Genomic DNA, 23473 nt, shown 5'->3' on the forward strand with positions numbered 1-23473 from the left:
GTCGCGTCACGCGAACAGCCCGTGCACGAACCAGCGCGCGGGCGCCTCCATCGTGGGGAAGCCCTCGCGATAGACCCAGAGGCGGCGGCCGGCCTCGTCTTCGACCACGTAGTAGTCCCGCAGCGGACCCGGCGCCCGCCACCACTCGTCGGCGATGCGCTCGGGTCCGTCCGCATGGGCGACGTGGTGCAGGCGCCGGCGCCAGCGGAAGCGGTGCGGCGGCCCGTCGGGGGCCAGCGCGATGACGTCCTCGGCCGCTTCGCCCCGGCTGAGCAGCACCAGCGGGCGCGGCGGCAGGGGCGCGCGGGCTCCCGGATCGGGTCGGCCCGCCTGCGCGGGGAGGCTCGCGCGCCACGGCTCCACGGCCTCGGCCCGCTCGGGCAGGTGGGTCTGGCGAAACCCGAGGCGCATCATCCGCCGGCCGAGGCGCTGACGCAGGGCATCGCCCAGATGCTCGGTGCCTTCGCCCCCGCCGGGGGGCTCCATCAGGGCCGTCTGGCGTGCCGCGATCGGGCCCGTGGCGGTGACCTCGAGGCCCACCGTCTCGAAGCCGAAGCCGGCATCGAGGGCCGGGCCGAGGCGGTCGAGGCGCAGGGCGAGCAGGCGTCCGATCTGGGCCGGGCAGCGGGTCGGCAGGCTCAGGCCGAGGTCGAGGCTGCGCAGGATCCCATCGACGCGGGTCAGGGTCAGCCGTACGGCCCGGGCGCCGAGGCCGGCCGCTTCCAGCCGGGGGGCGATGCCCTCCATCAGACCCATGGCGGTGGCCACGATGGTTTCCGGCTGCCCGATCGGTTCGAGGAAGCCCCGCGCCGCCTGGAATTCGCGCGGGTCCTCGGCCGTGACCAGGGGTTCGGGCCGGTGTCCGAGGGCCTGGTCGAGGCGCAGCAGCAGGGTTTCGCCGAAGCGCCGGGCCAGCGGCGCCCGGGGCGCCGTGGCGAGGTCGCCGATCCGGCGCAGGCCGAGGCGGGCCAGGGCCTGCGCCGTGGCCCCATCGAGGCGCAGGGCCGAGACGGGCAGGGCGTGCAGGGCCTCCGCGTTGCAGCCCGGGGCCACGAGGCCGCCCCCGCCGTGGCGCGCCAGGGCGTAGGCGCAGGCCGGCGTGTCGGCGAGGGCGATCCGGGCCGGCATGTCGCGGGTCGACAGCCGCCGGGCGAGGTCTTCCAGCAGCGCGGCCTCGCCGCCGAACAGGTGGCTCGCCCCCGCGATGTCGAGGAAGAACCCGTCGCCGCCCTCCGCCGGGCCGTAGGAAGCGACGACGGGCGTGTAGCGCTTGGCCCACAGGCAGAGGCGGTGCAAGGCGGCGGCGTCGGCCTCTGGATCGGCCGGATGGACGGCGACCGGCGTCCCGATCCGGGCGCGGGCCCGGGCCAGGGTTTCACCGGGCACGAGGCCGAGGGCGCGGGCGGCGGAATCCACCGCCACCAGGCGCAGGCCGTTGGCCTCCATGGCGGCCACGACCATCGGGCCGCTGTCGCGGTCGCCGTCAGCCCGAGCGCTGGGCGCGCCGCTCGGGACGGACGCCGCCTGCGCCCGCCTCAGCCGCGTGACCGGCCAGTGCTCCAGCCAGACCGAAACGATGCGCGGCATGATCCCACTCCAGAAGCCAATGTCCGGTCCGCCCGTTGCGGCTCCGGTCGAGGGTCACCTGCCAGCACGGCCGCTCGATGCAGCCGAAGCGGTCGCGCAGGGCCTTGCCGGCGGCGACCCGCCAGCGTGTCGCCGCCACGTTGGGGCTCTCCGCCTCCGGTGGCCTCAGGACAAGGAGGAGCAGGTCGGTCCGGGCCGCCGCGAGGTGGAGCCGGCGGCTCTGGGCGAGGGGCAGGGCGGCATCGATGAGGCCCGCCACGGCCGCCAGCCCCTGCGCGCGCAGGGATTCCTCCAGGGCCCGGTAGGCGTCCCCGTCGCTCGCCACCTCGAACAGCAGCAGGCGGCCGGGATCGAGGCCGAGCCCGGCCAGCCCGTGCCCGTAGGGGAGGGGATGCCCCCGGCCCGCCACGAGCAGGGCCTCGCCGCGCACCCGGGCGAGGTGGCGCGCCACCAGCGCAAGGGCGAAGCCCAGCGCCGCCGGCTCGTCGCCCGCCTGCGCCGGGGCGATCTCGTGCAACTGACCGAGGGCGAGGCCGCCCTGTGCGAGGCGCGTATCGACGTCGTGGATGCCGAGGGGTAGGGCGCCCCGGAGGACGGATGCGCCTCCGCGATCGGCCACGAAGGCGCGCAGGGCCGCCAGATCCGGGGGCGCACCCGGATTCGCGGCATCCGGATTTGGTGGATCCGCCGGCAAAGTCTCGGTCTCGGCATCGGGAGGGTCTTCAGGGCTCTGTCTCATCGGCTCCGCTCCATCCCGCTACGCTAAGAACAAAACAGGAACACACTCAATCGGTTTCCGGGGGGATTCGGAATTTCGCCTGCCCACAGGGACTTGGCCTGTGGACGGCTGTGGACGCTTGTGGACGATGGTTTCCGGACCGGCCGATCCGCAGCGCTTGACCCTATAGCGAGGGCAGGGCAGCACTCCTCACCTGCCGCGCACAAGACGCGGATCAGCCGGGAGAACTCCATGCGTTTCGCTCGTGCCCTCGTGGTCCTGTCGGGCCTGATCACCGTCGCGGGCGGCCTCCCCGCCGCCGCGCAGACGGCGGCCCAGCCCCGGGGCGAGGCCAAGGCGCGCCGGCCCCAGGTCGTGTCGCAGCCGATCCAGGTCTACGATGCCCGCTTCGAGAACGGGGACCTGCGCATCTCCGGCAGCGTGCGCAAGCCCGGCACCGTGGTGGTGCTCGACGAGGACATCTCGATCATCGCCGACAGCCGGGGCCGCTTCGTCTTCCGCCTGCCTTACGTGCCCACCAACTGCATCGCCACCCTGAAGGCGGGCGAGGACGAGCGCGAGGCGGTCATCGCCAATTGCGGCCCCGCCGGCCAGCCCGGCTCGAAGGGCGAGACGGGGCAGAAGGGCGACACGGGTGACAAGGGCGAGACCGGCCCCGCCGGCCCGCAGGGCGTTGCCGGCTTGCCCGGTCCCCAGGGGCCCAAGGGCGAGCCGGGTGCCAAGGGCGAGCCGGGTGCCAAGGGCGAGGTCGGACCGAAGGGGGAACCCGGCCCCAAGGGAGAGACGGGTCCGAAGGGGGACGCCGGACCGAAGGGCGAGACGGGCGCGAAGGGGCCGGCCGGCGAGCGCGGCCCGGCGGGTCAGAAGGGCGAGCCCGGTCAGGCCGCCCTGGCGGCCGCCGCACCCGCATCCCCGTTCCGGGTGGTGCGCCAGGACACCTGCCCGGCCTCGGGCTGCGCGATCACCTGCGAGGGCACCGAGATCCTCGCCTCGGCCCTCTGCCTGAAGGGCGGCAGCGCCATCGTGACGGCGGGCGCCGACGGAACCTTGAGCGCGGCCTGCCCCACTGAGAGCCAGGGCCTCGTCGGCCTCTGCGCCCGGCGCTGAGGGGACAAACGACCCGGGCGATCGCCCCTCGCCGAAACGGAGCCGTCCGGTGTAAGGACGCGCTTCGTTTCGCGCCGAAGTCGATCCCACCCGTGTCGATACCGTCCATGCTCCCTGCCCCTGCCAGCCCCGTTCCCCGCGCCCGCGGGGTCGTCCGATGACCCTGGGCATCTGGGGCAAGCTCGGCGGGGCCGGCCTCGGCCTCGCCATCGGCGGTCCCCTCGGCGGCCTCGTCGGCGGGGTGGCCGGGCACTTCCTGGTCGACCGCGAGGGCGCGCTGTTCGGCACCACGCCGCGCGACGTGGTCTTCACCACCGGCCTCGTGGCCCTGGCCGCCAAGATGGCCAAATCCGACGGCGTGGTGACGCAGGCCGAGGTGGAGGCCTTCGCCAAGGTGGTGCAGGTGGACGAGCGCGCCCGGCCCGGCGTGCAGCGCCTGTTCGACCTCGCCAAGGGCACCGCGAACGGCTTCGAGGCCTATGCCCGGCAATTGGCCACCACCTTCCACGACGAGCCGGCCCTGCTGGAGGACGTGCTCGACGGCCTGTTCCACATCGCCAAGGCCGACGGCGCCATCCACGAGGCGGAGGAGCGCTACCTGCGGGCGGTGGCGGAGACCTTCGGCTACGACGAGGCCGCGTTCCGCCGCATCGCCGCCCGCCACGTCCGGCTCTCCGACGATCCCTACCTCGTCCTCGGCCTCGACCACGACGTCGACGATGCCGGGCTGAAGGCCGCCCACCGGGCCCTGGTGCGGGAGAACCATCCCGACCGGGCCATCGCGCGCGGCCTGCCGCCGGAGGCGGTGGCCATCGCCACCCGCCGGCTCGCGGCCATCAACGCCGCCTATGACCGGATCAGCGCCGAGCGGGGCCTCACGTGAAACCGACGCCCGAGAGCGCCGTCGCCACCAGCGTCCACCCGTCGCCGAATCACGGCGAGCGGCGGTCCGGCCCGGTGGATCTCCTCATCCTGCACTATACCGGCATGGAAAGCGCGGCCGTCGCCCTGCAGCGCCTTGCCAACCCCGTGGCGGAGGTCTCGGCCCATTACGTGGTGCTGGAGGACGGCCGCGTGGTGCAGATGGTGCCCGAGGGACGCCGGGCCTGGCATGCGGGCCAGGGCTCCTGGGCCGGGCTCAGCGACGTGAATTCACGCTCCCTCGGCGTCGAGATCGTCAATGGCGGCCATGCGGGCGGCCTGCCGGCCTACCCCCCGGCACAGATCGAGGCCGTGATCGCCCTGTGCGGCGATCTCGCCAAGCGCTGGAGCCTCGCTCCGCACCGGATCCTCGCCCATTCCGACATCGCCCCCGAGCGCAAGGAGGACCCGGGCGAGCACTTCCCCTGGGAGACCCTCGCCCGCGCCGGCATCGGCCACTGGGTGCCGCCAACCCCGATCCGCGACGGCCGCTTCTTCGCGCAGGGCGATGCCGGGCCGCCGATCGAGGCGCTGCAGGCGATGTTCGCCCTCTACGGCTACGACCTGCCGGTGAGCGCCACCTTCGATGCCCGCATGGGCGCGGTGGTGGCGGCGTTCCAGCGCCACTTCCGTCCGGCCCGCATCGATGGTGTCGCCGACGCCTCGACGATCACGACCCTGCGGGACCTGATCGCGGCGCTGCCGGGACGGTAGGGGACGAGAGGGCGCGCTTCCGCTCGCGTCCTCCTGCGGAAGAGGGTGGGCGCGGAGCCCCGGGAGAGGAAGGCGCCTGCGCCAGGGCCGACGGGCACTTCGCGGGCGTGCGGCCTGCGATCCCGCTCGGGTAAGCCGGGAGATCCCGGCTCACCTCTGGGAGCCGGCTCAGGCCCGGTGCTGTACCGCCCCGCCGCCCTGCCCGTGCGCCTCTTCCGTCACCGAGCCGCGGGTGCGCCACAGGCTGTAGGCGATGCCCGCGATGAGGAACACGACGGTGACCGCGAGGGAGACCCACGGCGGCACGTGGACGAGGTCGAAGGTGTCGGCGACCACGATCTTGCCGCCGATGAAGATCAGGATGAAGGCCAGCGCCGTCTTGAGATAGGCGAAGCGGTCTACCATCGCGGCCAGGGCGAAGTAGAGCGCGCGCAGGCCGAGGATCGCGAAGATGTTCGAGGTGTAGACCACGAAGGTGTCGGTGGTGATGGCGAAGATCGCCGGCACGCTGTCGACGGCGAAGATCACGTCGGCGCCGTTCACGAGAATGAGCGCCAGGGCCAGGGGCGTCAGCCAGAGGGCGGTCTTGCCGGTCTTCGGGTCGGGCTTGCGCACGACGAAGTGCTGCCCGTGCAGCTCGGGCGTGATGCGCAGGACCCGCTGCAGGAACCGGACGGCCCGGTTCTCGCGGATGTCGCCCGGCTCCTCGTCCTTCGAGAGCAGCATCTTGAGGCCGGCGAAGATCAGGAAGGCGGCGAAGATCGACAGCACCCAGGCGGCCTGGTGCACGAGGGCCGCGCCGAGGCCGATCATCAGCCCGCGCAGCAGGACGGCCGCGAGGATGCCCCAGACCAGGACCCGGTGCTGGGCGGCGCGGGGGATGCCGAGCGCCGTGAGGATGACGGCGATCACGAAGACGTTGTCCATCGACAGCGACTTCTCGACCACGAGGCCGGCGACGTATTCCTGGCCCGCCTGGGGCCCGAGATACCACCAGACCCAGCCGCCGAAGATCATGCCCAGGGTAAAGTAGAACAGCGTGAGGAGCAGGCTCTCCTTCACGCCGATCTCGTGATTCTTGTCGCGATGCAGGAGTCCGAGATCGAAGGCCAGCAACCCGGCCACGAGGGCGTGGAACCCGAGCCACATCCACACGGGCTTGCCGAGCCACTCGTAATACAGAAAATCAACCATGACGCAGGACCGTCGATGCTTCTTGAGGAGAGAAAGCATCGGCTCCGACATCACGGAACGCATCATGCAGCATCCCGCCAGAGGGGCCCGCAGCCGATGAGGCGCAGTTGGGACTCTGAACCGGGCGAATCAAGGGCATCGGGCCGTCACGCTTGACAGGGCCGGCCCCCGGCGGCTTCCCAAAGCGCATGACTGACAGCGAACGCAACGGCCGCGAGGCTCGCGGCCCCGCGGTGATCGGGGCCGGCCCGGCCGGCCTCGCGGCGGCGGAGGTGCTGGCGCAGGCCGGCCACGGCGTGACCCTCTACGACCGGATGCCGAGCGTGGGGCGAAAATTCCTCATCGCCGGACGCGGCGGGCTCAACCTCACGCATTCCGAGCCGCTACCGGCCTTCCTGGCGCGCTACCAGCCGGCTGAGGACGCCCTCGCCGGGGCGATCGCGGCGTTTCCGCCGAGCGCCCTGCGCGCCTGGTGCGACGACCTCGGCCAGCCGACCTTCGTCGGGTCGAGCGGCCGCGTCTTTCCCGAGGCCTTCAAGGCCTCGCCGCTGCTCCGGGCCTGGCTCCAGCGCCTCGACGGGCTGGGCGTCCGCATCCGCACCCGCCACCGCTTCACCGGCTGGTCGGACGCGGGCGGGCCGGTCTTCGAAACCCCGGACGGACGGGTCGAGGCCGCGCACCGCCCGGTGCTCCTGGCTCTCGGCGGCGCGAGCTGGCCGCGCCTCGGCTCCGATGGGGCCTGGGTGCCCCTGCTCGAACGGGACGGCATCGCGGTGGCGCCCCTCAAGCCCGCCAATGTCGGGTTCACCGTGGCCTGGTCGCCGGTCTTCTCCGCGCGCTTCGCCGGCACGCCCCTGAAGCGGATCGCCCTCAGCCTCGAGGGCACCCGCGTGCGCGGCGAGGCCGTGATCAGCGCCGACGGGATCGAGGGCGGGGCGATCTACGCCCTCGCACATCGAATCCGGGCCGCCACCGAACGCGGCGAGGCCCGGCTGGAGATCGATCTCCGGCCGGACGTGGAGGAGGCCGCGCTGGCACGGGCGCTCCGCGATCCGAAACCCGGGCTCTCCCTCGCCAACCGCCTGCGCAAGGCCGCGGCGCTGACGCCCGTGGGGATCGGCCTCCTGCGCGAGGCGGCGCACCCGCTGCCCGCGGCCGCCGAGGCCCTGGCGGCCCTGATCAAGGCGGTACCGCTCCGTCTCCTGGCGCCGCGCGGCCTCGACCGGGCGATCTCCACGGCGGGCGGGGTCCGCTTCGGCGACGTCGATGCCGGCTTCATGCTCGTCCGGCGGCCCGGCACCTTCGTGGCCGGCGAGATGCTGGACTGGGAGGCCCCGACGGGGGGCTACCTCCTCCAGGGGGCCTTCGCCTCGGGCCGCGCGGCTGCGGCGGGCATGCTGGCCTGGATCGCGCGGGACGCCGCCCGAGGCGCGTGATTCGCCGTCTCACGAAAAAGGCTCCCTCTCGGGGGAGAGGGAGCCTGATGGTCCGGCGCGGCCGTTCCGGGCCGCGCGGTGCCGGGTCTCAGCGGCAGTACACGTCGCCGTAGGCGTCGCGGTAGGTGCCGTAGGGGCAGCGCGGGGCGGTGGAGGCGCCGACGATGGCACCGCCGGCACCGCCGATGGCGGCACCCGCGAGCGCGCCGCCGGCGCGGCCGGTGGCGGCACCGCCGATGGCGGCACCGGCGAGGGCGCCGAGGCCGGCGCCGCCGAGGGCGCGGTCCTGCGGGGTGTTGCAGGCGCCGACCGAGAGGGCGAGAGCACCCGCGAGGGTGGCGGCGATGAGCTTCTTCATGGTTCCGAGACTCCCTTGTGCGTCGTCGTGACCCGGCCTTCGGCCGTGATGTTCGTGCCGCCCGAGCTTAAGCATTCCGCGCGAGAAATGCACGCGAAACGGCTCAGGTTCCGTCCTGCCTTTCCGTTTCGTCGAAAAACCCTCTAGTGATGCGCCGATCAGGGCCCATCCGGGCGGCGCCGTCCGCCCATCCCGCCGCGAGGACTCCATGCAGCGCGCCACCGCCATCGTCCGCAAGGTCGCCGTCCGCGCCGATGCGATCGTCGACACGATCGTGCTCGACCATGCCGCCCGGCAGGCCCCCCCGGACAGCCTGACCGGGGAAGGCGGGCTGAGCCTGACCCTCGCGCTCGCGAAGGCGGCGGCCTTCGAGGACGGCGATGCCCTGCGCCTGGAGGACGGGCGCCTCGTCGCGATCCGCGCCGCCGGCGAGCCGCTCCTCGAGGTCCGTGCCGAGAACCCGGCCCGGCTCCTGCGCCTCGCCTGGCAGCTCGGCGGCAGCCACGTGCCGGCCGAGATCGCCGCCGAGGTGCTCTACGTGCCCCGCAGCGCCGCCGAGTTGGTGCGCGGCCAGGGCTGCGCCGCCACGCCGGTCACCCGCGCCTTCAAGCCCGAGCGCGCCGCCCACGACCACAGCCAGTGCGGCCACGATCATCACGATCACGGGCACCACGCGCACGACCACGCGGATCACGACCACGGCCATACCCATGCGGGGCATGACCATGATCACGGCCATGATCACGCGCACACCCATTCCCATGGGCACGATCATGCCCACGCGCACGATCATGCCAAAGACCCTGCCAAAGAGCACGGCGCGCACGGCCACGTGCACGGGCCGGACTGCAAGCACGACCACTGAGCGGAGCCGCCTCGCGTTGAAGCCGGCGGCGCGGACCGTTATGTCCGCCGGATGATCGCCCGCGACCTCCGCTTCTCCGTCGCCCCCATGATGGACTGGACCGACCGTTACTGTCGGGCCTTCCACCGCACCCTGTCGCGGCACGCCCGCCTCTACACCGAGATGGTGACCACCGGGGCGGTCATCCACGGCCCGCGCGACCGGCTGCTCGGCTTCGACGCGCTGGAGCACCCGGTGGCGGTGCAGCTCGGCGGCTCAGACCCGGCCGACCTCGCGCACGCCGCCCGCATCGCCGAGGATTTCGGCTACGACGAGGTCAACCTAAACGTCGGCTGCCCGTCCGACCGGGTTCAGGACGGGCGCTTCGGCGCCTGCCTGATGCGCGAGCCCGCCGTGGTGGCCGACTGCGTCGCCGCCATGAAGGCGGCCGTGTCGGTGCCGATCACGGTGAAGTGCCGCATCGGCGTCGACGACCAGGACCCCGAGCGGGCCCTCGACGCCCTCGCGGACGCCGTGGTCGCGGCCGGCGTCGACGGCCTCGTGGTGCATGCCCGCAAGGCCTGGCTCCAGGGCCTGTCGCCCAAGGAGAACCGCGACGTGCCGCCCCTCGATTATCCGCGGGTGGCCCGGCTGAAGCGGGCCCATCCCACGCTGCCCATCGCCATCAACGGCGGCATCGCCACCCTCGCGGACGCGGTCGCCCGTCTGGCGGAGGTCGACGGCGTCATGATCGGCCGGGCCGCCTACAGCGACCCAGCGATCCTCCTCGACGTCGATCCGGTCCTGTTCGGCGAGCCCGCCCCGGCGGCCGACCCGTTCGCCGCGATCGCGGCCTTCGAGCCCGTCCTCGCCGGAATGCTGCAGGAGGGCGTGCGCCTGCACGCGGTGACCCGACACATGCTCGGCCTGTTCAACGGCCGCCCGGGCGCGCGCGCCTATCGCCGCCATCTCTCCACCTTCGGCCTCCAGCCCGAGGCCGGCCTCGCGACCCTGCGGGAGGCAGTGAATCGGGTCTCCCGCGGCGGTCAGGCTTCCGATCCGGCCATTCCGGACAGGGACGGGGCACAGGATGCCGCCTGAGCCTTCCCGTCCGGGCCTTTATAACTAGAAGCGGGCGTCTTCTTGTTTGCTGGCGCAATATTCAGGAAGTGCATTGGGGTTGTTGCTGATATGGCACGCAAGATCACAGCTTAGATTGTGACATCATTATGAACAATTTGCGGCTGTAGTTTTCGGTATTTCAACCATCGATCCGACCAGCGGATTCGATGGGGCGAACGATGCGATTCCAATACAGTGTTTCGAGTGCGGCCATCATTCTCGCGGCATCGGGTATAGCCTCTGCGCAGGCACAGACCGCGACTATCACGCCGTCCAATGCCAATGTGCTGAACCTCCTCGCACCGTTCCTGTCCCTGAACGCCAGTGCGATTGGCCAGGCGACGCTGCAAGGCAACCTCTCGCAAGCCATCGCCATCAACAACCAGTCGACGCCGGACCAGCGCGCCCTCGCCATCAGCGGCAAGGCCCTCCCGGGCGGCACCCCCTTCCTCGGCTCGATCACCCTGGTCGACGGATCGGTGGTGAAGCTCGGACCGGCCGACAATCTGGCCGGCGGCCTCCCGCTCCAGGCCATCCAGAGCAATCCGGGAATGCCGGGCACGATCAACCCGATCCAGCCGGTGGGCGGTTACGGCCCGGTGCTGGGTCCGCTCTATCAGCAGGGCATCCGCGCCAGCACGGACACGACGGGACCGCTGGCCCGGACTTTTGATTTCCTGAACCGGGCCTACAAGTTCACCAGCTCCGATCTGGGCGTCGCGAAGAACTACTTCGCCAACGGTGCGGCCAACAACCCGAGCGTGACGCCGGCCGGCTATGTCCCGGTTCCCGCCGTCGCGCCTGCCGGATACACGCTGCCCCGCTTCAACGGGCTGCCCAACACGACGACGAGCGTCCTCGATATCGCTGCCGGCGTGACCAACACGCAAGACGGACAGGACGTCTACGGGAGTTCGCGCCCGGTCCAGGTCCGTCCGAAGGGCATCGACCCGTTCGATCCGACCTCGATCAATGGCCTGACCACCAACCCTTCGTTCCCCAGCGGCCACACCAATTACGGGATTACCGACTCGATTCTGCTCGGCATGCTGACGCCGTCGCTCTACCAGAGCATGCTCATGCGCGGCTCGGAATACGGCGACAGCCGCATCGTGCTCGGCGTCCATTATCCGCTCGACATCATCGGAAGTCGCGCCTTCTCGGCTTATAATCTCGCGCAGGCCTTCACCAACCCGGCCTATATCGACAATGCCGCCACCACCGGCACGGCCATCAACCTGACCTCGCTCTTCACCCAGGCCCAGGGCGAACTCCAGAGCTACCTGTCGGCCGGCTGCGGCGCCGCCGTCGCGACCTGCGCCACGAGCGCGGCCAACACGGGGGGCAACCCCTATCTCCCGTCCGCCGCCAATCAGGCCTTGTACCAGTCGCGCCTGACCTATGGTTTGCCGGTCCTCACCTTCGCCGAGGCGCCGCGCGAAGCCGCACCTGCCGGCGGGCCGGATGCCGCCATTCTGCTTGCGCCTCTGTATGGCGGTAGCAGCAGCGCGGCCGCGCAGATCGCGCCGAAAGGCGGCCTCTATGGCGCGCTCCAGGACAGCACGATCAATCAGATCATCGTCAACACCGAGACGAACGCGCTCAGCGCCTTCTACGGCATGCCGCTGAGCTACTGGGCGCGCATCGACCTCTACAGCGCCGCCGGCTACTTCCGGAACGTCGTCGGCACGCTGTCGATGGCCGCGAGCGACCGTGTCGCCACCGACGTCACCATCGGCCAGACCGGGGCCCTCTATGCCAACGGCACCATCGCGGGGACCGTCACGGTGGGCACGGGCGGTCTTCTCGGCGGCACCGGCACGATGGGCGGGCTCGTGGCCCAGTCCGGGGCCGTGGTGGCGCCGGGCAATTCCATCGGCACCCTGAACGTGGCCGGCAACGCCGCCTTCGCCGCCGGCACCACCCTCCGGGTCGAGGCCAACGCCGCCGGCCAGGCCGACCGCCTCGCCGTGACGGGGACCGCGACGCTGTCGGGCGGCACCGTCCAGGTGCTGGCGGCCGACGGCGCCTACGATCCGCGCACCCGCTACACCGTCCTGACCGCCGGCGGCGGCGTGCAGGGCCAGTTCTCCGGCGTCACCGCCAACTTCGCCTTCCTGACGCCCACCCTGGGCTATGGCGCGAACGCGGTCGACCTGACCCTGACCCGCAACGACGTCGCGTTCTCCACCATCGCCCAGACCCGCAACCAGGGCAGCGTCGCCGACGCCATCCAGGCGGCCGGGGCGGGCGCCGCCCTCTACGGCCGCACCGTCGGGCTGAGCACGCCCGAGGCCCGCGCCGCCTTCGGGGCGCTCACCGGTGACATCCACGCCAGCGCGGCCGGCGCCCAGTTCGAGACCGCCTTCTTCGTGCGCGAAGCGATCCTCGACCGCCTGCGCTGGGGCGCGGGCGAGGCCACCGACTACGGCGCCCTTCCGGCGACCTACACCGCCGACCTGCCGGGCCGGGCCGCCCCGGTGGTGCCCGTGCCCATGCGGGTGCTCGATCCGCAGGTGTTCGGGCTCTGGGGCCAGGGCTTCGGCAGCTTCGGCCAGGTCCGCGGTGACGGCAATGCCGCGTCCCTGGCGCGCCAGACCTCCGGCTTCGTGCTCGGCGCCGATCTGCGCCTCGAAACCGGCTTCCGCCTCGGGTTCACGGGCGGCTACACGCTGACCAGCCTCGACAGCGCCGGACGGCTCGCCACCGGCACGATCGAGAGCGGCTTCGGCGGCGTCTATGGCGGCTTCGCGCGGGGGGCCTTCGCCCTGCGCCTCGGCGCGGTCTATGCCGATCAGGCGAGCCGCCTGCGCCGGGCGGTGACCTTCGCGGGCGTCTCCGACAGCGACACGGCCCGCATCGGCGGCTCCACCGTGCAGGGCTTCGGCGAAATCGGATACCGGATCGTGCTGGGTGCGGCGCCGGCGCTCGCGCTCCAGGCGTCCGCCCTGCAGCCGACCTACCTCGAGCCCTTCGTGGGCGGGGCCTACGTGTCGATCGGGCGCGACCGCTTCGCCGAGACCGGGGGGCTCGCCGCCCTGACGGGCGCGGCGCAAACCACCGAGGTGGCGACCTCCACGGTGGGCGTGCGCGGCCAGACCAGCCTGGACCTGGGCCTGGGCTCCGGGGCGCCGGTGTCCCTGCACGGTCTGATGGGCTATCGCCGGGCCTATGGCGACGTGGTGCCGAAGGCGCTCCTCGGCTTCGGCACCGGTCCGAGCTTCCTCGTGGCCGGCACGCCGATCGGCCGGGACGCGCTGGTGGCCGAGGCCGGCCTCGACGTGCGGGTGGACCGCGCCACCACCCTGGGCGTGGCTTATACCGGCCAGGTCGGCGAACGCGCCCAGGACCACGCGGTGAAGGGCAGCTTCACCTACCGGTTCTGAGACGCGACCGGCCGGGTCGGAGACGCGAAGACGCCGCCCGCCCCGTCGGCCGGGCGGCGTCTCCTTTGGCGAAGAACCTCAGCGGCCGCGCAGCACCAGCCGGTCCCCGCGGACCTCGAAGGAAGCGAGGCGGTCGAGGAAGCTCATGCCGAGGAGGTTTTCGCGCAGGGCTCCCGGCCGGCTCACCAGGGCCGGGACCCGCCGCGCGACGATACCCCCGACCCGGAGGCTGTCGAGGAAGGCCGGGGCCGCCACGGTGACGCCGTTGGCGGTGGAGACCCGGACGCTGAATTCGGACTCCGCCGGGCGGATGCCGAGGGCGGCCGCGCTCTCGGCGGTGAGCACCACGGAGCTGGCGCCGGTGTCGAACTGGAAGCCTTGGGGCTGGCCGTTCACCTCGGCCCGGACGTGGAAGTTGCCGTCGCTGCGCCGGGTGATCGTCACCGTGCCGTCCGACCCCGTTACCGCGCTGCCGGGGCGCAAGGCCCCGAGCATCCGGTCGCCGATGATCCGGGCGTCGTCGCGGTAGGCGTAGCCGGCCACCAGGGCGGCCCCAAGGGCGCCCCAGAGCAGCAGGGCCGTCAGGTTCGCGCTCATGCGGCCCCGGAACTGGTGCCAGAATCCCGCCGCCACCACGGCGAGGAGGCCGGCGCTCATGGCGAGCTGGGCAAACTGGTCCGGCTCCATCCCGGCGATGCGCTGGGTGTCATCGGACAGGAGCAGCACCGCCAGGGCGCCGCCCAGGATGAGCAGTCCGACCAGGATCATGACGCCGCCGGGGCCGGGACCCGGGTCGGGAAGGCGTTCCGCAGGCGTGCGTCGAGCGTGGCCATCACCGCCCGGCGCTGGGGCTCCGACATCGAGCCCCAGAGGGCGATCTCGTCGCGGGTCCGGCCGCAGCCCTCGCACAGGCCGGTGGCCGCATCAAGGAGGCAGAGCTTCGTGCAGGGGCTGGAGGGTTTGGGGCGGAGCTGGGTCATCGCCCCTGTCCATGCCAGGGCCATGGCGTCCGGATCAAGTCCGGCCGCGGATCAGGCGGGGACCGCCGCCAGGAGACCGATGAGGGCGGCGATCTCGGCCGCCTGCTGGGCGGCACCGACCACGTCGCCGCTCTGCCCGCCGATCATCCGTCGCGCCAGGGCGGTGACCGCGAGGGACGCGCCGAGGCCGAGGCCGAGCATCAGGACGAGGCCGGGCACCGGAAGGCCGAGGACCAGGGCCACCAGGGCGACGAGGAGGGTGAGGCCCCCGGCGGTGGCCAGGGTCCGCCGGCTCGGACGTCCCACGGCGGCGCCGGCTCCGTCCGCACGGGCGGGCGGCAGCAGGGCGAGGGGCGCCAGGGCGGCGCTGCGCGAGAGCGCGGCGGCCAGCAGCAGGGCCGGAGCCGCCAGGAGCTCGACCCGGTCGAGGAGCGTCGCCAGGGCGCCGATCCGCAGGGCCAGGGACAACATCAGGGCGACGCCGCCATAGGCGCCGATGCGGCTGTCGCGCATGATCTCCAGGCGCCGGGCGGGTGTGGTCCCGCCGCCGAATCCGTCGGCGACGTCGGCGAGGCCGTCCTCGTGCAGGGCCCCCGTCACCAGGACGCCCGCCGTCACCGCGAGGGCGGCGGCGAGGAAGGGCCCGAGGCCGAGGCCCCAGGCGGCGAGCAGCACCCCGGCTCCGGGCAGGCCGAGGAGGAAGCCCGCCAGGGGCAGCATCCGGGGGAGGGTGCGGAAGTCCGGGACCGCGTGCGGGTCGCCCTCGCCGGGCAGCGCCGGCACGGGCAGGCGGGAGTAGAAGCGCAGGCAGCCCGCCAGGTCGTAGGCCAGGCGGGCCCCCGGAAACGCGGGTTCGGCCTCCTCGTTCATCGCGACCCTGCCTCGCCTTCACCACCCGTGCCCGGAGCGTTATAGCTCCCGCGACGGGCGGCCCGCTATCCTGGCACCGGGGCCGGCCACCGGAATCGCTCCATGACCTCCGAGACGACCGCCCCCGACAGCCCCTTCGGCGACATCCGCCGCCTCGTCGAATCCCTGCCGGGGCCGGACCGGGACGCGGTGGCGATGGTGGCCGAGCGCGACGCCACCCTGACCAAGCCCGCCGGCTCCCTGGGGCGCCTGGAACATCTCGTCTCCTGGCTCGCCGCCTGGCAGGGCAAGGGCCAGCCGAGCCTCGACCGTCCCCTCGTCTGCGTCTTTGCCGGCAGCCACGGCGTCACCGCCCGGGGCGTCTCGGCCTTCCCGGATGCGGTGAACCGCCAGATGCTCGACAATTTCGCGGCCGGCGGCGGGGCGATCAACCAGATCTGCGCCGCCTACGGCCTGGGCTTCAAGGTGTTCGACCTCGCCATCGACATGCCCACGGGCGACATCACGGTCGGGCCGGCCTTCGACGAGAAGGCCTGCGTCGCCACCATGGCGTTCGGGATGGAGGCGGTGGCCGCCGGGACCGACTGCCTGGCGCTCGGCGAGATGGGCATCGGCAACACCACCGTGGCGGCGGCGATTTACGCGGCCCTCTACGGGGGAGAGGCCGCCCATTGGGTCGGGCGCGGAACGGGCGTCGACGCGGCGGGGCTCGCCCGCAAGGTCGCGGCCGTGGAGGCGGCCCTCGCCCAGCATGCCGGCCACCTCGACGATCCCCTGGAGATCCTGGCGCGCCTCGGCGGCCGCGAGATCGCCGCCATGGCGGGGGCGATCCTGGCGGCCCGCCTGCAGCGGGTGCCGGTGGTGCTCGACGGCTACGTGGCGACCGCCGCCGCCGCGCTCCTGCACCGGCTCGACCCGACGCTCCTCGACCATTGCCTCGCCGGGCACGTCTCGGCGGAGGGGGCCCATGCGGACGTGCTGGAGCGCCTGGGCCTCGTGCCGCTGCTGGCCCTCGGGATGCGCCTCGGCGAGGCCTCCGGCGCGGCCCTGGCCCTGGGCCTCCTCAAGGGCGCGCTCGCCTGCCACCGGGACATGGCGACCTTCGCCCAGGCCGGGGTCTCGGAGCGCAGCGCGGGCTGACGCCCTCAGGCGGCCCGGGCACGCTTCTCGGCGGGGGCGGCCTGGGATTCCCCCGGCACTTCCAGCGCCGGCAGGGTCTCCATCACGCGGCTCGCGGGGAAGATCACCACGACCTCGGTGCCCTCGCGGGGCTTCGACTTCAGCTGGAAGTTGCCGCCGTGCAGGTCGACGAGGCCCTTCACGATGGGCAGGCCGAGACCCGAGCCCTGCTCGGCCGTCTTGATCGCCAGCGACCCGCGTCCGAAGGACGACATCACGGTGCCGATCTCGTCCTCGGGGATGCCGGGGCCGCTGTCCTTCACGCTGACGTACTGGCCCCCGGACGAGGTCCAGCCGACCTTGATGGTGATCTCGCCCCCCGGCGGCGTGAACTTCACCGCGTTCGACAGGAGATTCAGCACGATCTGGCGCAGGGCCCGTTCGTCGGCCCAGAGCCGGGGCAGGCTGCCGTCGATGAACTCGTGGACGACCTGGTTCTTGCCGCGGGCGCGCAGGCCCATCATGTGGCGGCACTCCTCCACGGCGTGGCCGAGCTGAACCGCCTCCTCGTTGAGCTCGTAGCGCCCGGCCTCGATGCGCGAGAGGTCGAGGATCTCGTTGATCAGGTTGAGGAGGTGCATCCCGCTGTCGTGGATGTCGGAGGCGTATTCCTTGTACGAAGGCGCGACGTGGACGCCGAACACCTCGTTCTTCATCACCTCGGAGAAGCCCAGGATGGCGTTGAGCGGCGTGCGCAGCTCGTGGCTCATGGTGGCCAGGAAGCGGGACTTGGCGAGGTTGGCCTCCTCGGCGCGGCGGCGGGCCTCGTCGGAATTGGCCTTGGCCTGCTCGAGCTCGCCGAAGATCGAATCCTTCTCCGCCTGGGATTGCAGCGCCTCCACCGTGGAGGCGTAGACGCGGCGCCCGAGGCCGAGGAAGAACAGCTGCGCGCCGACCACCATGGTGACCAGCATCATCGTGTTCATGTCCTGGGACACCGCCAGGAGCGAGAGGGCGGCGATGCACAGGGGCACCAGGGCGGCCCCGGCGGCGGCCGGCAGGGTCGCGGCCAGCATCGTCGCCATGGCGGCCACGATGACGAGGCCGAACAGCACGAAGGTCCGCGCCCCGGAGGCGCCGACCAGCACCATCATCGCCCAGGCCGTGCTCTGGAGGAACTCCGCGGCCATGAAGGTGCGGCGCCAGCTCCGCACCGAGACGAGGTCCGGGTCCTGGGCCAGGAAGCGGCGCGTGAGCAGCTTGGAGACCGTCACCGTCGCCAGGAGGCACAGCCCCCAGCCCGCCGCGAGGGCCGGCGGGGTCCAGACCGCCGCGATCCCCGCCACCGCGAGGCCGAGCAGCGCCAGGGGGATGACCGCGCCCGATCGGTACTGCGCGTAGACCCGGATCAGCTCGTAGTCGAAGGCACGTTCCAGCCCGCTCGTCGAGGTGAGCTTCTCCCGCGCCGATCGCATGTCGCGCGCCACCTCGCGTCGACGGGCCGCCTCCTGGGCGGAGGGGCCGCGGCCGCGCTGAATCATCTCGGCAGTCAGGTCGGTCATCACCGTCGCGAGGAGTCGGAGGGGGCGTCGCGGTCGAGATCGGGACCGCGGAGAGGCCGGGATACAACCGCTCGGAACCTGCGCCGGATATGTTAAGAAGCGCCTGCCGGAACCGGGCGGATTGTCGGAATCCGCATCACGGCGGCGGCCTGTGAACAGGATTCCGGCAAGGATTTCAGGGGCGCTTGGCCACGGTGCGGCGATGGAATGCGGTCTGCCGGGGTGTGCTGCCGCACATGGTTACGATCAAGCAACGCTTAGCCTCGTTCCAAACTGCAATCGGGAGGCCGAGATGCTGAAACTCACCGTCAACGGGGTCTCCCACGAGGTCGATGCCGACCCGGAGATGCCGCTCCTCTGGGCGCTGCGCGACCACCTCAACCAGACCGGCACCAAGTACGGCTGCGGCATCGCCCAGTGCGGCGCCTGCACGGTCCATCTCGACGGCCAGCCCGTCCGCGCCTGCCAGACCCGCATCGGCGATGTGGGCGCGGCCCAGATCACCACCATCGAGGGCGTCTCCGGCAAGGTCGCCGAAGCGGTGCGCACCGCCTGGCGCGGCCTCGACGTGGTCCAGTGCGGCTACTGCCAGTCCGGCCAGATCATGTCGGCGATCGGCCTCCTGTCCGGGAACCCGAAGCCCACCGATGCCGACATCGACGGGGCCATGGATGGCAACGTCTGCCGCTGCGGCACCTACCAGCGCATCCGCGCGGCGATCCACGAGGCGTCGCGAACCCTCGCCTGAGCCTCAGGCCCGCCGCGACCCCGAATTCCCGATCTTTCCGACTCTCGCGTCTGAACTGGAGCCCCCCATGCTGAAGGTCCGTCAGGCCGCCCCGCCCGTGCCGTCCCGCCGCGCCTTCCTGGGCGGCGCCACCGTGGCCGCCGGGGCCCTCGTCATCGGCTTCACCCTCGACCCGGCGAAGTTCGCCCAGGCCGCCCCCGGCCCCGACCTCTCGGCCCTGCCGCCGATGCCGAACGCCTTCGTGCGGATCGCCGCCGACGACACCGTGACGGTGGTGATCAAGCACCTCGACATGGGCCAGGGCAACACCACCGGCCTCGCCACCATCCTGGCCGACGAGCTCAATGCGGACTGGGCCACCATCCGCACCACCTTCGCGCCGGCCGACGCCACGCTCTACAACAACTTCGCCTTCGGCCCCGTCCAGGGCACCGGCGGCTCCACCGCCATCGCCAATTCCTGGGTCCAGCTGCGCAAGGCGGGGGCGGCCGCCCGCGCCATGCTGGTGGCGGCGGCCGCCGAGCGCTGGACGGTCCCGGCCTCCGAGATCACGGTCGAATCCGGCACGGTGCGCCACGCGGCCTCGAACCGGCAGGCCCGGTTCGGCGAACTCGCGGAAGCCGCCGCGGCTCAGCCGGTGCCGAAGGAACCGCGCCTCAAGGAGGCGAGCCAGTTCACCCTCATCGGCAAGAAGGTGCCGCGGACCGATTCGGTGGCCAAGACCGACGGCACGGCGATCTACTCCCTCGACATCCGCCGCCCCGGGCAGCTGACCGCGGTGGTGGCCCATGCGCCCCGCTTCGGCGGCACCGTGAAGACCGTCGACGACAAGGCCGCCCGCGCGGTGGCGGGCGTGGTCGACGTGCTCACGATCCCCACCGGCGTCGCGGTGCTGGCGCGTGACACCTGGTCGGCCATGAAGGGCCGCGAGGCGCTCAAGATCACCTGGGACGACAGCGCGGCCGAGACTCGCTCGTCCGACGCGATCCTGGCTGATCACCGCAAGCGCCTGGAGACGCCCGGCCTCGTCGCGTCCAAGAAGGGCGACGCCGCCGGCGCGATCGCCGGCTCGGCCAAGGTGCTGGAGGCCGAGTTCACCTTCCCCTACCTCGCCCACGCGGCGATGGAGCCCCTGAACGCCACCATCGAGAAGGCCTCGGACGGCACCTACGACGTCTTCGCCGGCTGCCAGCTCCAGACGATCGAGCAGGCCGTGGTGGCGGCCACGCTCGGGGTGACCACCGACAAGGTCCGGCTGCACACGCAATGGGCCGGCGGCTCCTTCGGCCGGCGCGCGACCCCGGGCGCCGACTACTTCGCCGAGACCGCCTCCATCGTCCGCGCCACCGGCGGCAAGGCTCCCGTCCACCTCGTCTGGACCCGCGAGGACGACATGGCCGGCGGCTTCTACCGGCCGATGGTGGTCCACCGCCTCCGCGCCGGCCTCGACGCCAAGGGCGGGATCACGGGCTGGGAGCACCGGACCATCGGCAAGTCGATCATGATCGGCACCGCCTTCGAGACCATGATCGTGAAGGACGGCGTCGACGCGACCACGGTGGAGGGCGCCTCGGACACCCCCTACGCGCTGCCCGCCTACCGCTTCGAGGTCCACAACGCCCGCGAGGGCGTGCCGGTGCTGTGGTGGCGCTCGGTGGGCCACACCCACACCGCCCAGGCGATGGAGGTGTTCATCGACGAGCTCGCCCACGCGGCCGGCGCCGATCCCGTCGCCTACCGCCTCGGGCTGCTGGGGGGCGCGCCGCGCCTCTCCGCCACCCTGAAGCTCGCCGCCGAGAAGGCCGGCTGGGATCCGAAGAAGGGCGCCGACAAGAATCGCGACAAGAATCGCGGCCTCGGCGTCGCGGCGCACGAATCCTTCGGTTCCTACGTGGCCATGGTGGCGGACGTGACGGCCGAGGACGCCAAGGTGAAGGTGAACCGCATCGTGGCGGCGGTGGATGTCGGCATCGCGGTCAACCCGGACGTGATCCGCGCCCAGGTCGAGGGCGCCGTGGGTTTCGCCCTGTCCTCGGTTCTGCGCAACAAGATCACGCTCAAGGACGGCGTGGTGCAGGAGAAGAACTTCGACGCCTACGAGCCGACCCGGATGAGCGAGATGCCGGTGGTCGAGGTCCACATCGTGCCCTCCACCGCGGCGCCCACCGGCATCGGCGAGCCCGGCGTGCCCGTCATCGCGCCGGCGATCTCGAATGCGATCTTCGCCGCCACCGGCCAGCGCCTGCGCTCGCTGCCCCTCGACCTCAGCGGCCTGAAGGGGGCCTGAGCCGGCGCGACGACACGGGCCCTCGCCCGCCGCTCCGGCGCCGCCTATCTCGGAGGGCATCATGCTCTCCGAGATCAAGCCCACCGAGACGCCCTTCGACGCCACCGTGGCGCGCCTGCGCGCCTGCCGGATCTGCCGGGATGCGCCGCACTACGGCGCGCCCCTGCCGCAGGAGCCGCGCCCCATCGTCCAGGGCCTGGCCTCGGCCCGGCTCTGCGTCGCGAGCCAGGCGCCCGGCAACCGGGCCGACAAGAGCGGCATCCCCTTCATGGATCCCTCGGGCACCCGCCTGCGGGACTGGCTCGGCCTCGACGAGGCGGCCTTCTACGACGCGCGCCGCCTTGCCATCGTACCCATGGGGGCCTGCTTTCCCGGCTACGACGCGAAGGGGGGTGACAAACCCCCGCGCCGGGAATGCGCCGAGCGCTGGCGGGACGAGCTGTTCGCCGGCCTGCCGAACCTCGAACTCATCCTGGTGATCGGGCAATACGCGCAGGCTTGGCATCTCGGCCGCGCCAAGGCCGGGCTCACCGACACGGTCCGGCGCTGGCGCGAGATCCTGGCGAGCCCCGGCACGCCGCGGGTTCTGCCGCTGCCCCATCCCTCCTGGCGCAACAGCGGCTGGCTCAAGGCCAATCCCTGGTACGAGGCCGAGCTACTGCCGGTCCTGAAGGCCGAGGTGGCGCGGGCGATGGCGCCCCGTTGACGGCGTTCCCCCCGGCGGGATTGCCCGTTGACAGGAACGGCCCTGCGCGGGATCGCTCGCGGCGGAACCGGAGAGCCCCATGACCGCATTGCTGGACCCGCGCGACCGCCTGATCGTCGCCCTCGACGTGGGCACCGTGGACGAGGCCGAACGTCTGGTCGACCGGATCGGCGATGCGGCGACCTTCTACAAGATCGGCTACCGGCTGGCCTATGCGGGCGGGCTCGCCCTGGTGCCGCGCCTCGCCGCCGCCGGCCACAAGGTCTTCCTCGACCTCAAGCTCCATGACATCGGCAACACCGTGGAGGAGGGGGTCCGGGCCCTCACCGACCTCGGCGCCACCTTCCTCACCGTCCACGCCTATCCGCAGACCATGCGGGCGGCGATCCGGGGCCGGGGTGCGAACGGCCCCCGGATCCTCGCCGTCACGGTGCTGACCTCCTACGACGATGCCGATGCGGTGGAGGCGGGCTATGCCCTGCCGGTGGCGGACCTCGTGGCCCGGCGCGCCGGCCAGGCGGCGGAGGCCGGGATCGACGGCATCGTCTGCAGCGCCGCCGAGGCCCCGGCGGTGCGCGCCCGGATCGGGGCGGACCGCGCCATCGTCACCCCCGGCATCCGGCCGGCGGGCGCCGAGGCGGGCGACCAGAAGCGCGTCATGACGCCCGGCGGGGCGCGCCGGATCGGGATCGATCACGTCGTGGTGGGGCGTCCCATCACCCAGGCGGCGGACCCCCGCGCGGTGGCGCAGGGCATCGTCGCGGAGATGCGATAGGGGTTCAGCTCCTAGCGCGCAGGCTTCCCAGCAGGAAGGCGATCATCGCGTCGAGGGGCGGGGCACCCGCGTCCGGGTAATGGCTGACCAGGGCGGGATGGCAGTAGCGGATGACGGCGGTATGGATGCAGGCCGCCGCGGTCGACGGATCGGCGACGTCGAACTCGCCGGCCGCCACCCCCGCCTGGACGAGTTCGCGCAGGACCGAGCCGATCTGGTCCACATGGGCGCGGCAGACGTCCCAGCTCTCGGTGATGGCCGCTTCCACCATCTCGTGGAGGCGCGGGTTCGCTTCGCAACGCTCGACGCAGGCCTGGTGCATGACCGTGACGACCCCGGCGATCCGCGCGGCGGCGGTCCGGTCCGGCGCGGCGGCGGCGTGGGCCACCCGCTGCTCCGTGTCGTCCATCAGGCGCTTGATGACGGCCTCGTGGATCGCCTTCTTCGACTCGAAGAAGCGGTACACGTTGGCCGGGCTCATCCGCAGCGTCTTGGCGATGTCGGCGACGGTGGTCTTCTGGTAGCCGACGAGCCGGAACGCCTCTTCCGCCGTCGCGAGAATGCGGCAGCGCGTGGTGGGGGCCGCTTCGTCGGGGATGTCGCGGACGAGGGCCGCTGTACGGGTCATAGCGTTTAACTAGGCTGTTGCCACGCTGGCGTCAAAAACACGCCGCGCCCTACAGTCCCTCGCCGATGGCCTGCCGACGCACGACGCGGCCCGGCACCGCGCCGGACAGTTTCGGGCTGGAACCGGATCGGAACGGATCAGGATCCGAACTGCGAGCCCAGCTGTTCCAGGTACTCGGCCAGATCGACGCCGCCGATCCGCTTGCCGTAGTCGAAGCGCATCCCCTGGCGGATGTCGACGCTGCTGCTCTTGGTCGTCAACGTGAAGGGCTTCACGCAGACCCAGGCGCCGTCGCGCCGATGTTCGAAGAAATTCAAGATCTCATGCTTGGCCATGAGGGCCTCCCCGGCTGTCTCACCAGACAACGGGCCGGCACGGGAACGGTTGCGC

General features: G+C 72.4%; 22 protein-coding genes. 12 read left to right on the forward strand and 10 right to left on the reverse strand.

Translation table 11 applies throughout. The features are described from left to right. Positions 1-6: 6 nt before the first annotated feature. Positions 7-1587 (reverse strand): DNA polymerase Y family protein, encoded by a 1581-nt coding sequence (locus tag ASF20_RS22145; RefSeq protein ID WP_082501533.1) that lies wholly within the window; start codon positions 1585-1587, stop codon positions 7-9. Next, positions 1484-2326, reverse strand: coding sequence for an ImuA protein (locus ASF20_RS22150; RefSeq protein WP_244476522.1), 843 nt, complete (start codon positions 2324-2326; stop codon positions 1484-1486). The genes ASF20_RS22145 and ASF20_RS22150 overlap by 104 nt, the downstream gene beginning before the upstream one ends. Before the next feature lie 231 nt (positions 2327-2557). On the opposite strand from ASF20_RS22150, the gene ASF20_RS22155 reads away from it, so the two are divergent. The 3 genes from ASF20_RS22155 (at position 2558) to ASF20_RS22165 (ending at position 5068) form a co-directional block, all read left to right on the forward strand. Further along, entirely contained in the window at positions 2558-3433 is an 876-nt protein-coding gene (locus ASF20_RS22155; protein WP_056278078.1) for a collagen-like protein, read from the forward strand. A 157-nt stretch (positions 3434-3590) separates the two neighbouring features. Then, positions 3591-4316 carry a molecular chaperone DjiA gene (locus tag ASF20_RS22160; protein WP_056212231.1) on the forward strand — a complete coding sequence of 242 codons (726 nt, stop codon included), beginning with the start codon at positions 3591-3593 and terminating at the stop codon, positions 4314-4316. After that, positions 4313-5068, forward strand: coding sequence for an N-acetylmuramoyl-L-alanine amidase (locus tag ASF20_RS22165; RefSeq protein ID WP_056278080.1), 756 nt, complete (start codon positions 4313-4315; stop codon positions 5066-5068). The genes ASF20_RS22160 and ASF20_RS22165 overlap by 4 nt, the downstream gene beginning before the upstream one ends. A gap of 168 nt (positions 5069-5236) precedes the next feature. Here ASF20_RS22165 and ASF20_RS22170 read toward each other — a convergent pair whose 3' ends face one another. Continuing rightward, entirely contained in the window at positions 5237-6262 is a 1026-nt protein-coding gene (locus tag ASF20_RS22170; protein ID WP_056278495.1) for a TerC family protein, read from the reverse strand. Between the two features lie 188 nt (positions 6263-6450). Here ASF20_RS22170 and ASF20_RS22175 point away from each other — a divergent pair, with 188 nt between their 5' ends. Continuing rightward, a complete protein-coding gene (locus ASF20_RS22175) occupies positions 6451-7698 on the forward strand; it encodes a TIGR03862 family flavoprotein (protein WP_056278083.1) in 1248 nt (415 codons plus the stop codon). An 88-nt stretch (positions 7699-7786) separates the two neighbouring features. Here the strand turns inward: ASF20_RS22175 and ASF20_RS22180 are convergent, their stop codons facing one another. Further along, positions 7787-8056 carry a hypothetical protein gene (locus ASF20_RS22180; RefSeq protein ID WP_056212224.1) on the reverse strand — a complete coding sequence of 90 codons (270 nt, stop codon included), beginning with the start codon at positions 8054-8056 and terminating at the stop codon, positions 7787-7789. Between the two features lie 208 nt (positions 8057-8264). On the opposite strand from ASF20_RS22180, the gene ASF20_RS22185 reads away from it, so the two are divergent. The 3 genes from ASF20_RS22185 to ASF20_RS22195 all read left to right on the forward strand — a co-directional run bounded on the left by ASF20_RS22185 (position 8265) and on the right by ASF20_RS22195 (position 13408). Further along, positions 8265-8921 carry an urease accessory protein UreE gene (locus ASF20_RS22185; protein ID WP_056278086.1) on the forward strand — a complete coding sequence of 219 codons (657 nt, stop codon included), beginning with the start codon at positions 8265-8267 and terminating at the stop codon, positions 8919-8921. Between the two features lie 51 nt (positions 8922-8972). Continuing rightward, a complete protein-coding gene (gene dusA, locus ASF20_RS22190) occupies positions 8973-10001 on the forward strand; it encodes a tRNA dihydrouridine(20/20a) synthase DusA (protein ID WP_082501535.1) in 1029 nt (342 codons plus the stop codon). Between the two features lie 305 nt (positions 10002-10306). Next, a complete protein-coding gene (locus tag ASF20_RS22195) occupies positions 10307-13408 on the forward strand; it encodes an autotransporter domain-containing protein (protein ID WP_244476523.1) in 3102 nt (1033 codons plus the stop codon). Positions 13409-13486: 78 nt separating this feature from the next. On the opposite strand, the gene ASF20_RS22200 is transcribed toward ASF20_RS22195, so the two are convergent. From ASF20_RS22200 to cobS, 3 genes are read right to left on the reverse strand one after another with little or no spacing between them, the layout of a single operon-like run. Next, positions 13487-14176 carry a TIGR02281 family clan AA aspartic protease gene (locus ASF20_RS22200; RefSeq protein WP_056212218.1) on the reverse strand — a complete coding sequence of 230 codons (690 nt, stop codon included), beginning with the start codon at positions 14174-14176 and terminating at the stop codon, positions 13487-13489. Next, positions 14173-14388 (reverse strand): DUF1289 domain-containing protein, encoded by a 216-nt coding sequence (locus ASF20_RS22205; RefSeq protein WP_056278093.1) that lies wholly within the window; start codon positions 14386-14388, stop codon positions 14173-14175. The genes ASF20_RS22200 and ASF20_RS22205 overlap by 4 nt, the downstream gene beginning before the upstream one ends. A 51-nt stretch (positions 14389-14439) precedes the next feature. Continuing rightward, entirely contained in the window at positions 14440-15258 is an 819-nt protein-coding gene (gene cobS / locus ASF20_RS22210) for an adenosylcobinamide-GDP ribazoletransferase (RefSeq protein ID WP_056278098.1), read from the reverse strand. Positions 15259-15360: 102 nt separating this feature from the next. On the opposite strand from cobS, the gene cobT reads away from it, so the two are divergent. Continuing rightward, the gene (gene cobT, locus ASF20_RS22215; protein ID WP_056278101.1) at positions 15361-16398 is read left to right on the forward strand and encodes a nicotinate-nucleotide--dimethylbenzimidazole phosphoribosyltransferase; all 1038 of its coding nucleotides are present in this window, start codon (positions 15361-15363) and stop codon (positions 16396-16398) included. A gap of 5 nt (positions 16399-16403) precedes the next feature. On the opposite strand, the gene ASF20_RS22220 is transcribed toward cobT, so the two are convergent. Further along, positions 16404-17939: a HAMP domain-containing sensor histidine kinase gene (locus tag ASF20_RS22220; RefSeq protein ID WP_056278104.1), complete on the reverse strand. Its 1536-nt coding sequence runs from the start codon at positions 17937-17939 to the stop codon at positions 16404-16406. Between the two features lie 292 nt (positions 17940-18231). Between ASF20_RS22220 and ASF20_RS22225 the strand changes: the two genes are divergently transcribed. From ASF20_RS22225 to pyrF, 4 genes are all read left to right on the forward strand, one after another. Further along, complete coding sequence (locus tag ASF20_RS22225; protein WP_056278107.1) at positions 18232-18687, forward strand: (2Fe-2S)-binding protein; 456 nt, start codon at positions 18232-18234, stop codon at positions 18685-18687. Between the two features lie 67 nt (positions 18688-18754). Continuing rightward, positions 18755-20974, forward strand: a complete 2220-nt coding sequence (locus ASF20_RS22230; RefSeq protein WP_056278111.1) for a xanthine dehydrogenase family protein molybdopterin-binding subunit — start codon at positions 18755-18757, stop codon at positions 20972-20974. Positions 20975-21035: 61 nt separating this feature from the next. After that, entirely contained in the window at positions 21036-21680 is a 645-nt protein-coding gene (locus tag ASF20_RS22235) for a uracil-DNA glycosylase family protein (RefSeq protein ID WP_056278114.1), read from the forward strand. A gap of 79 nt (positions 21681-21759) precedes the next feature. Continuing rightward, positions 21760-22455, forward strand: coding sequence for an orotidine-5'-phosphate decarboxylase (pyrF, locus tag ASF20_RS22240; RefSeq protein WP_056278119.1), 696 nt, complete (start codon positions 21760-21762; stop codon positions 22453-22455). Between the two features lie 4 nt (positions 22456-22459). Here pyrF and ASF20_RS22245 read toward each other — a convergent pair whose 3' ends face one another. Both ASF20_RS22245 and ASF20_RS22250 read right to left on the reverse strand, forming a co-directional pair. Continuing rightward, positions 22460-23083 (reverse strand): TetR family transcriptional regulator, encoded by a 624-nt coding sequence (locus tag ASF20_RS22245; protein ID WP_056278122.1) that lies wholly within the window; start codon positions 23081-23083, stop codon positions 22460-22462. Between the two features lie 137 nt (positions 23084-23220). Further along, positions 23221-23418: a hypothetical protein gene (locus tag ASF20_RS22250; protein WP_055956893.1), complete on the reverse strand. Its 198-nt coding sequence runs from the start codon at positions 23416-23418 to the stop codon at positions 23221-23223. Between the last annotated feature and the right edge of the window lie 55 nt (positions 23419-23473).

Source organism: Methylobacterium sp. Leaf88 (genome assembly GCF_001422795.1).
Classification (GTDB): Bacteria; Pseudomonadota; Alphaproteobacteria; order Rhizobiales; family Beijerinckiaceae; genus Methylobacterium.